This is a genomic window from Saprospiraceae bacterium (genome assembly GCA_016712145.1).
Lineage (GTDB): Bacteria > Bacteroidota > Bacteroidia > Chitinophagales > Saprospiraceae > Vicinibacter.
In genome coordinates, this window is record JADJRO010000001.1 from 700108 (window position 1) to 714914 (window position 14807).

Here is a 14807-nt window from a genome sequence, read left to right on the forward strand (position 1 = left end):
TGAAAATGGGATTAAAGCTTAACTAAGTTTATTAGATCGATAAAATTTTGATTCCAAACTTTTTTATAAAATCGTTCGAACGCAATCTGATCTGGCACTCCAGCTTTATCTACTTCATTATTTAAAAAAGCAGAAGTAATTGCATATTCCGTTGTCGTTTTAATAATAGAAGGCTCATCTAAGAATTCGAGGGCCAACTTAAACAAATCCAATTTATCAGTAAGGTCTTTACTTGGATTTGATTTTAAGGATCCTTCAATGTTGCTAATTTCATTGGTAATTAAAACTTTAGCCGATTGATTGTCCTTTAATGCAGGTAACACGGCTTTTTGAGCATTGATCGCAGAAAACTGATCAATGTAAATAAACATAGGATAAATTTCAAACCATTCATGAGATCGATTTTTTAAATAATTTAATTAGAAATTGTTTGAAATGCCACTAGGCCAATCTGTGTATAACACAAACGCAACATTCCTTGACAAGGGTCAAGAAATGGTAGAAACATGAAAAGACTTAATCTAGAGGTTGCTTCGTCCGGTAGATGAAAGTCATGAGTTTGGTTAAAAACAAAGAGGCATAGACGCTTCCGCACTATTCCATTGCAAATATATAAGCAATATTCAAATACAAGAAATATTTATTAATTTTTTTTATTAATTAAATGCTTGATATACAATTAATTAAAAATATATTTTTAACTTTAGTGTTCTGAAAAGCCATTTAAGGCAATTTTTGATGGGATTCCTTAATAAAATCTTAAAGCTCCTTTCTTTATGATAGTACCCTGAATGGTTAACTAGCTTTGATTTGGCTTACCAATTTTGTCAATGAATCTTTCGCATCCCCAAAAAGCATGTATGTTTTTTGCTTATAAAAAAGTTCATTATCAATACCGGCATACCCTGCTTTCATAGACCTTTTCAGTATGATGATGTTTTTTGCATCTTCCACTTCTAAAATGGGCATTCCGTAGATTGGACTTGAAGGATCCGTTTTGGCGGCTGGATTGACCACATCATTGGCCCCTACCACCAACACCACATCCGTAGATGAAAACTCTGGGTTTATTTCTTCCATTTCAATTAAACGGTCGTAACTCACATTGCTCTCGGCCAACAAAACATTCATGTGACCAGGCATACGTCCAGCAACCGGATGAATGGCGTATTTTACATCAACGCCTTCTTCTTCCAGAATGGACTCCAATTCATGGCAAATATGTTGCGCTTGTGCCACCGCCAATCCATATCCAGGTACAATCACTACTTTTTTAGAATATTTCATTAAAACCGAAGCATCTGATAGGGAGATTTCTTTGGTTGACCCCTGACTCGAACTTCCTCCAACAGCTGCGGCATTGCCACCAAAATTACCCACCAACACATTGAGTAGAGACCGATTCATGGCTGTACACATTGCAACAGTCAATATAGTCCCCGCTGAACCTACTAAGATCCCTCCTATGAGCATTACGTAATTGTCGTATAAAAATCCACCGCATGCTGCTGCAACTCCTGTAAATGAATTTAAGAGTGAAATCACCACCGGCATATCGGCACCTCCAATTGGAAATACAAACAGCAAGCCGTATAAAACAGAAAGGCTCAGGATGCTATAAAACCATAAACTTCCACTTATTATACCCGTTCCGAATAAAATGGAGCTTATAAAAATTGCCAATAACAAGCCGACATTAAAAAATTGCTGTCCGGGAACACTGTAATCATTGATTTTTCCTTCTAGTTTACCAAATGCAATCATACTTCCAGCAAATGAAACCGTTCCAATTACAAGCCCTGCAAGAATGATGGTGATTTTAGAAGAAAAATCTTCGGGCAATCCATGTTCCAAATGCCCAAATTCAATAATTGATATGATTGCTGCACAGGCTCCACCCATGCCATTAAAAAAAGACACCATTTGAGGCATGGCAGTCATTTGGACCCGTTTTGCCATCAAATATCCGATCACGGTGCCTATAAGCAGCGCCAGGAAAATCCAAATTAAATTTTTAAGATGCATCCCGTTGGCATCCCGGTAGATGAAAATGGTTGCAAAAATGGCCAGAACCATTCCAAACGCCGCAATTCCATTGCCTTTTCTTGCAGAATCTGGTTTACTTAACATTTTCAAGCCAATCATAAAGGTGACGGCTGCTATCAAATAAATTACCTCCAATAAATGCTCCATCATTTCTTTTTCTTAAACATTTCCAACATGCGATCTGTAACCACAAATCCTCCTACAACATTGAGTGTACCAAGTATCACAGCAATAAAGCCCAAAATCAAATGAAGCGTTTCTTCCGCTTGACCCATTACGATGATCGCTCCAATGATCACAACACCATGGATTGCATTGGCACCAGACATCAAAGGGGTATGCAAAACTGACGGCACATGTGAAATCAACTCGATTCCTACAAATATCATTAAGATAACCAGGTAAATGGTTTGAATGTGGGTACTAATAAATTCAATTATTTGCATTAGGCTCTAAGTATTTTCCGTTTTCAACAATTAAGGTCGATTTGGTTATTTCTTCTTCTCGATCATTTTTAAATCCATCTTTTGACGCAAGGTGCATCAACAGATTGAATACATTTTTGCATACAGTTCACTGGCATTTGTTGCTAAACTGGATGCCAGATTATTGATTCCAACAATCTTGACTCCATGTTCAATGATTACTTTTCCATCCTGAGTTAATTCACAATTACCTCCTTGTTCAGCGGCCATATCTACAATGACTGCCCCGTATTTCATTTTTGACACTTGGTCGGCACTGATTAAAAGGGGCGCTTTTTTACCTGGAATCAAGGCAGTCGTTATTACTAAATCTGCATTAAATAAACTCTTATTTACAGCTTCTTTCTGTTTTGCCAAGTATTCTGGAGTGACCTCTTTGGCATAACCGCCTTCAGTTTTAACTCCTTCATCTTTAACTGAAATAAATTTGGCTCCCAATGATTCTGCTTGTTCTTTAGTTTCTGCCCGAACGTCCGTAGCTTCAACAACAGCACCCAATCGTTTTGCTGTTGCGATGGCCTGTAATCCTGCTACACCGACTCCAAAAATCAGGACTTTAGCTGGGGTCACCGTGCCTGCAGCAGTCATCATCAGTGGAAATGCTCTTGTCATTTGGTCTGCACCTAATAAAACTGCTTTATAACCAGCCAAATTACTTTGAGAGCTCAATACGTCCATACTCTGTGCCCTTGAAATTCTGGGAATGGCATCCATTGAAATTGCAGATTGATTGGCAGCAGCTATGGCTTGAATTAATTCAGTATTTGTTAAGTGATATAGCAAACTCAACCACACCAATCCAGGCTTGGCCTGCTTAATTTCATCCATTCCTGGAGGATTTATTTTAACAACAAGATCACAAGATTGCAGCAACTCTGTTTTAGATGCTGCTACACTGGCTCCAACATGTTCATAATCCTGATCCCTATAGGAAGAGGCCACACCGGCTGATTTTTCAAGTTTTACCTGAAAGCCTTTGTCTATAAATTGTTTAGCAATTTGTGGATTAAGTGACACCCGTTGTTCGCCTTCTCTGATTTCCTTTAATATACCAAGAACCATGTTCTTTTTTTTAGAGCTGCAAAAATAATCCAATTAAAAAAATAAGGGGTGTCAAAATTCAGTTATGCCCGTTTATTTAGATTCTGGCTGATTTTGATAGTATTTTTTAAGAAATCGACTTATTTGGATGCTTTTTGGAAGTGGTTTTGAACTTATTAGATGTTCTTTCAAAGCAAGTCCACAATACGGAGCAATAGAAAATCCCTTAGTGCCTAATCCACCAAAAACTACCAATTTTGAATTTTCCGGGTGGCATCCAAGCACAGGCCTTCTGTCTCTGATCGCGGGTCGGATTCCCGCATAATGATCAATTAGTTTCACATCTGCTTCAATGTGTCCTTTGACAAAATCCCATTGGTTAGTCATTTCCTTTGATGTGCAGGCCGAATCCAAATCATCTAATCCAAAATTGGAACCGCACCAAAATCGATGATTTCCCTGTGGGACGATTGCATAAGATGACTTATAAACTTGATCTTGCGGCAAACCTTTGCTATAAAACTTTAAACACTCCCCCTTTAAAGAAAATAATGGAAGCCAATTAAAATAAGGATTATTTATCAAACGATGTCCTTCACAAAAAACAACTGCTTTGTTAACTTTGATCGTATTACAAATAATAAATTGTTCTTTAATTTGAATTGTACTGTAATCAAATAAATCATGAATCAATTTATCTTCTTGCTTAAATATTTCAATCCATCTGGGCAATAGTTTTTCAACATCTAAACGATATGCTTTTTTGATTTTTCCATAAACCCCCGATCCTGTTTTTTTATAACCTTCGATTTTATTTGTATCTAATGATCCCATATATTCTATATAGTCTGGATCATTTGTTCTGCTTAGCCATTGATTTTCATCTTCAGCAGAGTGCAAAGTCTCTACCAATTGAATTTCTGAAAAAAATTCAAGTTGAAGTCTTTTTTCCAGGTCTTTATAAAATGTACGAAAGCTTGCTTCAATTTCATTAAAATTCCAGGATTTGACAAATCGTTTCCCTGTAACGGGATTGATTAATCCTGAACTAACAATACTAGCAGCACCAGGTAATTGCTTGTCAATTATAAGAAAGGATTTGGTTTCAGCATTCAAACATTCCGCAACACATAAACCCGCAATTCCACTTCCTACGATTAAATAATCTATTTCTTGCATACACTAAAACCGTTCTTTTAAAGGCAAGGATTTGCGCACTAATTCATATGAATCATTAATAAGTTCGATTAAAAATTTATCTGAAAGTCTGGATTCAAAATTTACGGTGTTCCAATGTTTTTATTCATGTGAAAGCCCGGTTGAATTTCATCATACTGTTCACGAATTTGTAGTGCCTTTTCGGGATCTGATTTCAAATTGACTTTAAATGTATCATCATTCAAATTGGTAATCGCAAATATTTTACCTTTAAGTTTTAGAACCAAAGCATCCGGTCCGAACGGAAAGTCTTCTTCAACAAAATCTAAAGCCAGACAATAGTTTCTGAAATATTCAATATTCACACGGTAAAATTAAATAAAGATGCGATCTTTACACTATGTTTAATTTTGGATTTCGTTATATTGTATCAATTGCGCTAGCTATATTTCAATTTGAAATCGGCATTGCACAATTTAAGCAAATTTCAATTTTTCCGAATGATACATCCTTTGTTTTAATCAACAAACTGGTTCAGGAATATAAACCTGCAACTGTTCTTGATTATTCAAATGCCCGGTTAAAAATGTATCAGGAAATTTACAATGTTCATGACTCTGTTTCCTGTGTATATACAAATCACACCTTATACTTGAGTCCGGCATCCTCTGATCCCATTGGTTATTTATCTAAAAATGGAAATGCTAATGGCATCAATTGTGAACACACGTTTCCTCAAAGCAAAGGTGCTGATAATGGAAATGCCCGATCTGATATGCACCATTTATATCCTGCACGTGCAGCAGTCAATGAAGCTCGAAGTAATTATCCATTTGGAGAAATTAGTGATCAGAAAACAGACAATTGGTTTTATAAATCGTTTGTTCAATCGACCATTCCAACACAACTAATTGATGAATTCAGTGAATCCATTAACGGACTTTTTGAACCTCGGGAAGATCACAAGGGCAATGTAGCAAGGGCTATTTTTTATTTTTTTACCATGTATGAATTGCAAGCAGATCGAAGTTTCTTTGAAAGTATGCGCACCACATTGTGTGATTGGAATTTAAAAGACCCTACGGATTCGTTGGAATGGACCCGAACCTACCTCATTGCAAAATACCAAGATCAAAAACCAAATCCATTTGTACTGGATTGCAGTTTGGCTAAAAGATCGTATTGCAGTCAATCTCCTAATTGCAGCCAGATTAGTGCAACAGATGCGTTTGATCACAATGAAATTTCAATTTCACCAAATCCATTCAATGCGTTTATTGAAATTCATACTGACACAAGACTGGATGCAATAGATTGCACGCTGTATAACAGTATGGGCCACCAGGTTAATCATACGATATTGAATTTAAAAACTAGCGGTACAAGATGGAATCTTGAGGACTTAGCCCCCGGATATTATTTTGCTGTCTTTTCAAATTCTCAAAAGAAGTCCATTAAACGCGTCTCGATCATCAAAAACTAAGCCTTTTATCAATAAATTAAGGTCAAGCTTAAAAAACATATTATTTAATATTATTATTTATATATTACTGTATATCAATACAATATAGTTAATTAAAGATACTCATACCCAAGCGTGTTTGTAAAAATGGCATAATTTATGTGCCATTGGGTTTATGGCTATCAATATCAAAGAAATAAACCGCAAACATCTCTTAAAATCTGATGTCGTATATAGAATTAATTATGGTTTGTCCAGTCGCCTGGTTAATTTCAGAAATGGAATTATGTATTTGGAGGTGATGTTTACACGAAAGTGGAAAAAAAATTATGACGAAACTACAGAAGAACTGGCGATGTGCTGGAGAGAATCCAATGATGAGTTGCGAAAAGCGATAGGTTGCAAGGTCTATATCATTGATGCACGTCAATATCCTTATAAAAAAGAATTGTATTTACAATCTGGTGTGGCCAGTTACGATGCTAAAAAAGGTATTTTATTTAATCAAGAACAACTCAATTAATCTACCCATTCCGCCAAAAATAAATTTGTATCATGGGTACCTCCATTATTTCGATTAGATGACCAAACAAGGTATTTCCCATTAGGAGAAAACATCGGAAAGGAATCAAATATCGGATCAAAGCTGATTTGTTCCAGTCCAGTTCCATCTAAATTAATCATATATAAATTAAACTGATATCCTTTTGAACCTGCGTGGTTTGATGAGAAAATGATTTTTTTGCCGGAAGGATGAAAAAACGGAGCCCAATTTGCTTTTCCTAATTTGGTTACTTGTTGGTAATGTCCACCTTCTAAATCACAGACAAATAGTTCCATTTCCGTAGGTTGTACCAAGCCTTGTCTTAAAAGATCGTAATATTCAGCTCTTAATTCTGAAGTTGGTGGTCTCGAAGCTCTGAAAACAATTTTATTACCATCTGGAGAGAAAAATGCACCTCCATCATAGCCAGGCAAAAAGGTAATTTGCTTTTTATTTTGGCCATTTATGTCCATGGTCCATAAATTTAAATCTCCTTGTCTCAAAGCAGTATACACTATTTTAGTTCCATTGGGAGATACCGTTGGCTCAGCATCATAGCCTTCGATATTGGTAAGTTGCATTTTTGTATTTCCGCGTAAATCTGAAACGTAGATATCATAAGATGCATAGATTGGCCAAACGTATTTCCCGCCAACTTTTCGTTCCGGAGCTGGAGGACACGCTGCACTATCTCTATGAGTTGAAGCATAAATTATCATAGAATCTCCCGGCATGAAATAAGCACAGGTGTTTCTACCCCCTCTTCGTGAAATTAAATGAGGTTTTTCTTTTGCCAAATCGTCTTTAAATGGATTGAAATAGAAAATTTGATCGCAAGATGCTCCCCAGGCTGCATAATCGGATTGAAATGTCAGCATGGTTCCATCAAAACTCCAGTAAGCTTCTGCATTATTTCCTCCAAAGGTGAGTTGTCTGATATTTTTTAAATGCTTTTCCTGAGGATAATGAACCTTTTCTTGTGGAATGGTATCATAGGTCATCAGTTTGGGTATGGATGTTTTCATCTCTTTGTTTTTACATGAAAACATAAAAAACAAGCAGAGAACTACAATTGGTGTCATTTTTGATGTACAAAGACCGTCTAAATAATGCATATCTAATGGGTTCAGAAAAACTAAAGTCCGATATTGAAATAGCGCAATCAATTACGCTTAAACCAATCACAAAAATAGCTGAAAAATTAAACCTTCACGCAGATCTTCTCCAACAATATGGCTCCTATAAAGCTAAACTACCGTTGGAACTGATCGATGAAGAAAAAGTAAAGCTATGCAAATTGATTTTGGTATCTGCTATATCTCCTACTCCAGCTGGTGAAGGAAAGACCACAACTTCTATAGGACTGGCTGAGGGACTCAACCGAATCGGTAAAAAAACAACGGTTGTACTCCGGGAACCCTCCTTAGGACCTGTATTTGGAATCAAGGGCGGTGCTACAGGCGGAGGCTGGTCACAGGTGCTTCCGATGGAAGATATTAATCTCCATTTTACAGGAGATTTTTCAGCGGTTGAAAAAGCACACAACTTATTGGCCGCATTGATTGACAATAACCTTCAAAATAAAAAATTTGGATTAGGTCTGGATGCCCGCACCATTGCCTGGAAGCGGGTTATGGATATGAACGACCGCTCTTTAAGAAAAATCACCATAGGCTTAGGTGGCACAGGCAACGGCATCCCACGTGAAACAGGCTTTGACATCACCGCGGCTTCTGAAATCATGGCCATACTGTGTTTATCAAAAGATCTCAATGATTTAAAAAACCGTTTAAGCAATATTTTCATTGGATTTACCTGGGATAAAAAACCAATTTTCGCTAAAGATCTCAAAGCTGAAGGAGCTATGGCTGCTTTACTAAAGGATGCCATTAAACCAAATTTAGTGCAAACCATTGAAGGAAACCCTGCCATCATTCATGGAGGTCCATTTGCTAATATTGCTCAAGGAACCAACACCATTATAGCTACCAAAATGGGAATGTCTCTATCTGAGTATGTCGTTACAGAAGCTGGATTTGGATTTGACCTTGGAGCTGAAAAATTTTTAGACATTAAATGTCGTGCAGCTGGATTGTCACCCAATGCTGCAGTTATCGTTGCTACCGTTCGTGCTTTAAAATATCATGGCGGAAAATCACTAAAAAACTTATCAGAACCCGATCCTAGAGCCGTTGAAAAAGGATGTGCAAATCTTGAAAAACACCTCGAAAACGCCCGACAGTTTAATTTACCTGCCATCGTTGCAATCAATAAATTTGTAAGCGATTCACCGGAAGAATTGGCTGTTATCAAAGAAAGGAGCAGTATGTTTGGCGCAGACGCTGTTTATTCTGAAGTTTGGGCTAAAGGTGGTGAAGGTGCAATCGAATTAGCAGAGAAAGTTGTCCATGTTGCTGACAACTGGAATCAAAAATTTATTCCTTGCTATGAATTGGATTGGACACCCGAACAAAAAATATTTGCTATAGCAAATAAAATTTATGGCGCCAAAGCAGTTGAATATACTCCTGAAGCAAAAGCAGACCTTAAGCGAATTCAAAATCTTAACTTATCGGCATTGCCCGTTTGCATTGCTAAAACACAAAAATCACTTTCTGATAATCCAGATTTAATAGGACGCCCAAGAGATTTTATTTTGACTGTACGTCAGATTGAAATTGCAGCAGGTGCTGGATTTATTGTACCCATCACCGGTGAAATGATGCGGATGCCCGGCTTGCCTGATGAGCCTTCTGCTGAAAAAATAAATATCGATGAAAATGGTGTGATTAGCGGCTTGTTTTAATCTCTATGCATCTAATGCAAGCTTATAACTTATAAATTAATCGAAGAAGATTTCATAAATGGAATTCAATTCAAAAAAGCAATTCGCATTGCCTTTAGTAATTTAGCAAGCTCATCTTTTTAGTTGCAAATACGTTACCATTAATAACTAAAGAGTAATAATAGGTACCACATGCATATTGATTCCATTGATAGTCATACAATATTTCATTGATTCCTTCTTTCAAATTTAATGGAATGGATTTATAAACATTCCCTGATTCTGATGTAAAAATCAGTTTTGCATCTTTTATATAATTTACTTCATTTACAATGATTGGAATCAAGGTCAGTTCGTCAAACGGATTGGGTTTATTCTGAACTAGCTCCACAGGACGTTTTTTTAAAATTTCATCCGTTGCACTTAAAACCCGCGTGATGTATTCCTGACTAAACATGCTATACCAATCCAAACTATCAACACCACACGCTGAAACATAATACTGTGTTGGATTCAAATTCGAAATCGTTAATTCCGACAAATTACTAATCACCATCGTATCAAAAAAAGAACTATTTATTCTACGGAGTCCGTAAATAAATTTTCGAGCAGTCTGTGGATTTTCAATTTTAATTGAAAGTGCCCGCACTTCAGATTTAGTAGTCAATACAAACGGATTTAATGCAGTGCTGGCTGAATTGGTTGCACAAATTGCATTGACGATTGCATTGTTACGCAGGTAATTGAAGTTTACAAAAAAACTATCTATCAAACCGTCTCCATCGATATCCTCACCGAGCACATCCCGGGTACTGTGCTGACGATCTGCATACCCTGCCTGAGAAGGATTTCCATCTCCATGTTCGTAAGACGAACTAAATCGTATGGCAGTATACCCTTGTTCACGAAAAGGAATGTGATCACTTCCTCTTCCTGAGCGATCTTCACCAAACATCACGTCAATTTTGGTTACATTTGGCATAATAGGAGCAAGTTTATTTTCAACAAGGATGCGGGACAATCTGGCTAAGGCTTTGGGCATACTGTTGGTAATTCCAGCCGAAAACACCCGAAAGCGAAGGCTGTCATAAAGATAGGGTCCAGGGCAACCGGGTGGTGAAGAGGTGATGCCACATTCAATTCCACCAACAATATCGTTGTTGAAAACCGATTTGATTTTAATGGTATTTTGTTTGCAATATTCAGCAAAGGACGTCGATCCTCCCAAACCTTGTTCTTCACCAGTTATCCAAATTAATAAAACAGATCGATTCAATTCGATGTGAGACAATACCCTGGCGAGTTCTATTAAAAGAGCAGATCCACTTCCATTATCATCAGCACCTTCTGCTATACAAGTTGTGTCGCAATTGTTTTCACAACGGCTATCCAGATGGGCCTCCAATATTACAAGCTCCTCTTTCAAGGGACCCACTCCTGGAATCATAGCCATAAGCTGAGTATGTCGAAGCCTGTCACACATTTCGAAGTCAAATTCAAATTCAGAATGCACAAGTACAGGACCACTCAAACCGTTATTAAGACCCCATCTGTCTAAATTGGATTTAATATAATTCCTTGCTCCACGAATACCCCAGGATCCCCTTGTTTGATCATCTGAAATTGTATTTCTATTTTTAAAAGCCACCAATTGACTTAAATAATACTTTAAAGAATCCGCTTGAATCGTTTCAATTAGATAATTTGCTAACTGTTGATCTGCAATGACCGTCCGTTTGGGAAAGGATCCGGGATCAAAGTTTCCTTTTAATAATTGTGGAAAAACCGGATTTGTAAAACTGAAATTGGTTTGAGCTGTTGAGATAGTAGCCATTAACAACAGACTTAAGAATATCTTTGTTTTGGTTTTCATCTTGCTAATTTAGTAAAAATAAAGAACATGAAACTACGCACCAATAAAAACTCCCTCCGATTGCGTTTAAGCCAAAAGGAAGTTGCCAGTTTTCAACAATATGGATCTATTGAAGAATGTGTCAATTTTTCTGATCAAAACTCAGATTGCCTGCGGTATTCTTTGATCCAGGCTGATCATGAACAAATTAGTGTTACTTTTATCAATAATCATATACGGGTTTATGTACCCTTGGCGATTGCTTCTAAATGGTTTGCAGATGACCAAATTGGTTTTGATGCGCGTATTCTATTAAAAGGTGAAGATTATTTATATGTATTGGTAGAAAAAGATTACCAATGTCTTGTAGATAGACCCAATGAAGATGAATCAAATAATTTTCCAAATCCGAATGCAGCCAAATGTTGATTTCATCTAATACGGGTTATCGGATAAAATCAGTAAAAAAGCTAACTGAGGACCTGGAACTTAAATCGGATTATGTGGCTACTGAGGAGCCTCTTGAAATTGTATTGGTATATTATAAAAGTGGCAAAGCAATTCATAAAACCATTTCGATCACCATGCGAACCCCGGGAGATGATGAAAATCTGGTTCGCGGTTTCTTATATACTGAAGGCATTTTGTTGCACCCATCGACTGACATTGAACGTTTTGAATATCGCTTTAGTTGCACAGGGGATGTAGTTGAACAACAGACCATCCTTGTTCATTTGCAAACAAATGCTTTGCCTAATATTGACCAACTTGACCGACATTTTTATACAAACTCCAGTTGCGGAGTGTGTGGCAAAACCAGCATTGATTTAGTACTTGACAATTGTTCCTTTATATTAAAAAAAGAGCTTCCAATCATATCAAGAAACATTTTATTTGACTTAATGAATACACTTAATCAAGATCAAGAATTATTTAGATTAACTGGTGGCATTCATGCTTGTGGATTATTTGACACTAATGGGAAACTTCTCCACAAAGCCGAAGATGTAGGACGACACAATGCATTGGATAAATTAATAGGAAAGGCATTAGAAAATGGAATAGTTCCTTTAGATGATAAGGTTGTAGTGCTTAGTGGCCGTGCTAGTTTTGAAATGATCCATAAAGCGTTTATGGCAGGCACTGCGATCATTGCTGCAGTAGGCGCTCCATCCAGCCTAGCGGTTGAAACTGCAGAAGCTATGGGTATGAGTTTGATAGGATTTTTAAAACCACACAGTGCTAACATTTATTGTGGAGCACAACGGATACAATTTTCATGAACGAGTCACTTTACGGACTTATTTTATGCGGTGGGGTCAGCAGTCGACTCGGACAAGATAAATATTTATTACTAAAAGATAATAAACCCTTATATAAATGGTGGATTGATCAACTTAATCCATTTTGCACTAAGGTTTATATTTCTTGTCGCAAGGAACAAATTTCAAAAATTAAATCAGACGCTATCATTCCAGATCAATCCGATGAAACGGGTCCGCTAGAAGGGATCTATCGTGCATTCAAGTATAACAAGCAGGTTAATTGGTTGGTGGTTGCAGTTGATCTCGTATTTATAAAAGAGAAACAGCTTCAAAATTTAATATTACACAATCATCCACCATACGACGCAATAGCATACAGAAATCCAAACACAGGGGATCCCTTTCCATTGTGCAGCATTTATCGGATTAGTGCTTTGCCAGAAATAGAATCGCAATATTATAGCAAGTTAAAGTCTCCCAGACTTGTTTTACAATCATTGAATACTTTGCTGTTGGAGATAAATGAACCTAAGTCTCTGGAAGGAATTAATACCAGAATGGATTTCGAACTTTGGAATCATGATTCCATTTAATGTACATTATTTGAGAGTATCAATTGCGCTTAGCCTAGAACTTTTCGAAAAAAATCAGAAACATCTTCTTTATAAATTATTTGATTCACTGCGTATAATTTCGCAAAAGACTCCATGAGTGTATTCCTGACCACAATTAACATGTTTTGCTTAGTGTTTTCTTGTGCTGCTTTTAAATAAGGATTCAATTCAGGCAGCAAACCTTGATTTTTAAATTCTAATGGACCAAATTCATCCAGAACTAGCAAGTCAAGACTTGAATCCCAATCCAATGCAAATTGAACCTTCGCTAGATTAAATGCTTTTGAATCAAAAATATATTTACCTACAACTAAATCTGTGTTGTAATGCTCCCCAAGCTGTTCCATTGGCATGTACAGTCCATTTCGAATAAAATAAAATTGCCGAATTTGATTTTTAACTGGGCTCAGAAAACCACCAATATTTATTTGTCCTTTAATTTCATTAAACAATGCGGTCGTTTTGCCAGAACCAATTTCCCCAGTGAGGACATAAATTGCCATTGTTATTTGAAGCTAATAATTTCAAACAAGGTAATTGTAAAAAAATGCTTCAATCTACGCAACCCTTTATAAGCAGTTGTTTGATTCCAGGCATAGTAAACAATTAAACGAAGCTTGGGAAATAATTCAATGATTTCATCAACTTCCGTTTGGTATGCAGGGATCCTATTGTTTAAGAATTTTCTGACAAATGCCATTGCATATGGCATTACAATATAATACCAAAATAAAATAACAGAAACAGTTCTGGCAAAGTAATAGAGTAAAAAGCTGTTGTAAAACTGTTCTTTATTATAAATAAATATAGTCAAGATTACAAAAATGATAATTCCAGAATATAAAATGATCTTAACCCAAACTGGTTTTTGTTTTTTAGGTTTTGCAACGGTTACATTTTCAAATTGCCATAACGAAGGATTGTCCCGGCTTGAAATATTCATTTTTTTAAATTGCTCAAGTAAACTATAAATAAAAAAAGCCAGCAATACTGAAAATACAAAATAAATTGAAAAATAGATTCCTACCAACCAAAGTGAAGCATGTGTAATCTCAGCTGTAAATAACTGCTTACTTATATTTTCAACAAATACATCGATTGCATTCCAAAAACTCATCCCACCAACAACAGTAAGCGTAATTAATTTCTGGGATGCTGATTCTAAAAATGTCAAAATACACACTAACAAAATACTTACTAAATTAATATTTAAAATCCTGTAGAACACTAGCGCACAAACTGCCTGAAAACTTACGGCAAAATATGCAGTCACACTGGAGTGTGGACTCATCAGCAATTTTATAATTAAAACAATAATCAGAGAGTTTAGAATGATTCCCTTATTGACTTCCGAAAAGTGGGCAATAAAGCTAATAAGTGCTACAGCAATTCCTCCAATTATAAGTCCTGTAAATGGCACATTGAGTGCATGTAAAAATCCTCCCAATCCGCATTCATTCAATGCCCATAAAGCAGTAAGTCGAAAAATGATGGTTTGATTCTCAGAGGTAAGCGAAGTCGATTTATTCGTATTATTGGAGGCGAAATTCATATA

General features: G+C 36.4%; 14 protein-coding genes and 2 pseudogenes. 6 read left to right on the forward strand and 10 right to left on the reverse strand.

Annotated elements, in window-relative coordinates:
- Positions 1–11: 11 nt before the first annotated feature.
- From IPK91_03015 to IPK91_03040, 6 genes and pseudogenes are all read right to left on the reverse strand, one after another.
- On the reverse strand, positions 12–371 hold the full coding sequence (locus tag IPK91_03015; GenBank protein MBK8296260.1) for a hypothetical protein: 360 nt from the start codon (positions 369–371) through the stop codon (positions 12–14).
- Between the two features lie 424 nt (positions 372–795).
- The gene (locus IPK91_03020; GenBank protein ID MBK8296261.1) at positions 796–2196 is read right to left on the reverse strand and encodes an NAD(P)(+) transhydrogenase (Re/Si-specific) subunit beta; all 1401 of its coding nucleotides are present in this window, start codon (positions 2194–2196) and stop codon (positions 796–798) included.
- Positions 2193–2492: an NAD(P) transhydrogenase subunit alpha gene (locus tag IPK91_03025; protein ID MBK8296262.1), complete on the reverse strand. Its 300-nt coding sequence runs from the start codon at positions 2490–2492 to the stop codon at positions 2193–2195. Before IPK91_03025 ends, IPK91_03020 begins: the two co-directional genes overlap by 4 nt.
- Positions 2479–3593: pseudogene (locus IPK91_03030) on the reverse strand (Re/Si-specific NAD(P)(+) transhydrogenase subunit alpha). The gene IPK91_03025 and the pseudogene IPK91_03030 overlap by 14 nt, the downstream one beginning before the upstream one ends.
- 72 nt (positions 3594–3665) lie before the next feature.
- Positions 3666–4751 carry an FAD-binding oxidoreductase gene (locus IPK91_03035; GenBank protein MBK8296263.1) on the reverse strand — a complete coding sequence of 362 codons (1086 nt, stop codon included), beginning with the start codon at positions 4749–4751 and terminating at the stop codon, positions 3666–3668.
- 3 nt (positions 4752–4754) lie between these two features.
- Positions 4755–5095: pseudogene (locus IPK91_03040) on the reverse strand (MmcQ/YjbR family DNA-binding protein).
- A 35-nt stretch (positions 5096–5130) separates the two neighbouring features.
- On the opposite strand from IPK91_03040, the gene IPK91_03045 reads away from it, so the two are divergent.
- Both IPK91_03045 and IPK91_03050 read left to right on the forward strand, forming a co-directional pair.
- A complete protein-coding gene (locus IPK91_03045) occupies positions 5131–6213 on the forward strand; it encodes an endonuclease (protein ID MBK8296264.1) in 1083 nt (360 codons plus the stop codon).
- A 154-nt stretch (positions 6214–6367) separates the two neighbouring features.
- Positions 6368–6715 (forward strand): hypothetical protein, encoded by a 348-nt coding sequence (locus IPK91_03050; protein MBK8296265.1) that lies wholly within the window; start codon positions 6368–6370, stop codon positions 6713–6715.
- On the opposite strand, the gene IPK91_03055 is transcribed toward IPK91_03050, so the two are convergent.
- On the reverse strand, positions 6712–7818 hold the full coding sequence (locus IPK91_03055) for a PD40 domain-containing protein (protein MBK8296266.1): 1107 nt from the start codon (positions 7816–7818) through the stop codon (positions 6712–6714). The genes IPK91_03050 and IPK91_03055 overlap by 4 nt on opposite strands.
- Before the next feature lie 38 nt (positions 7819–7856).
- On the opposite strand from IPK91_03055, the gene IPK91_03060 reads away from it, so the two are divergent.
- Entirely contained in the window at positions 7857–9542 is a 1686-nt protein-coding gene (locus tag IPK91_03060) for a formate--tetrahydrofolate ligase (GenBank protein MBK8296267.1), read from the forward strand.
- A gap of 94 nt (positions 9543–9636) precedes the next feature.
- Here IPK91_03060 and IPK91_03065 read toward each other — a convergent pair whose 3' ends face one another.
- Positions 9637–11394 (reverse strand): M28 family peptidase, encoded by a 1758-nt coding sequence (locus IPK91_03065; GenBank protein ID MBK8296268.1) that lies wholly within the window; start codon positions 11392–11394, stop codon positions 9637–9639.
- 27 nt (positions 11395–11421) lie between these two features.
- On the opposite strand from IPK91_03065, the gene IPK91_03070 reads away from it, so the two are divergent.
- From IPK91_03070 to IPK91_03080, 3 genes are read left to right on the forward strand one after another with little or no spacing between them, the layout of a single operon-like run.
- Positions 11422–11802, forward strand: a complete 381-nt coding sequence (locus IPK91_03070) for a hypothetical protein (GenBank protein ID MBK8296269.1) — start codon at positions 11422–11424, stop codon at positions 11800–11802.
- 53 nt (positions 11803–11855) lie between these two features.
- Complete coding sequence (fdhD, locus tag IPK91_03075) at positions 11856–12656, forward strand: formate dehydrogenase accessory sulfurtransferase FdhD (protein MBK8296270.1); 801 nt, start codon at positions 11856–11858, stop codon at positions 12654–12656.
- Positions 12653–13231, forward strand: a complete 579-nt coding sequence (locus IPK91_03080) for a molybdenum cofactor guanylyltransferase (protein MBK8296271.1) — start codon at positions 12653–12655, stop codon at positions 13229–13231. Before fdhD ends, IPK91_03080 begins: the two co-directional genes overlap by 4 nt.
- A 29-nt stretch (positions 13232–13260) precedes the next feature.
- Here IPK91_03080 and IPK91_03085 read toward each other — a convergent pair whose 3' ends face one another.
- Both IPK91_03085 and IPK91_03090 read right to left on the reverse strand, forming a co-directional pair.
- Positions 13261–13755: a hypothetical protein gene (locus IPK91_03085; protein MBK8296272.1), complete on the reverse strand. Its 495-nt coding sequence runs from the start codon at positions 13753–13755 to the stop codon at positions 13261–13263.
- A gap of 2 nt (positions 13756–13757) precedes the next feature.
- Positions 13758–14804 carry a hypothetical protein gene (locus IPK91_03090; GenBank protein ID MBK8296273.1) on the reverse strand — a complete coding sequence of 349 codons (1047 nt, stop codon included), beginning with the start codon at positions 14802–14804 and terminating at the stop codon, positions 13758–13760.
- Between the last annotated feature and the right edge of the window lie 3 nt (positions 14805–14807).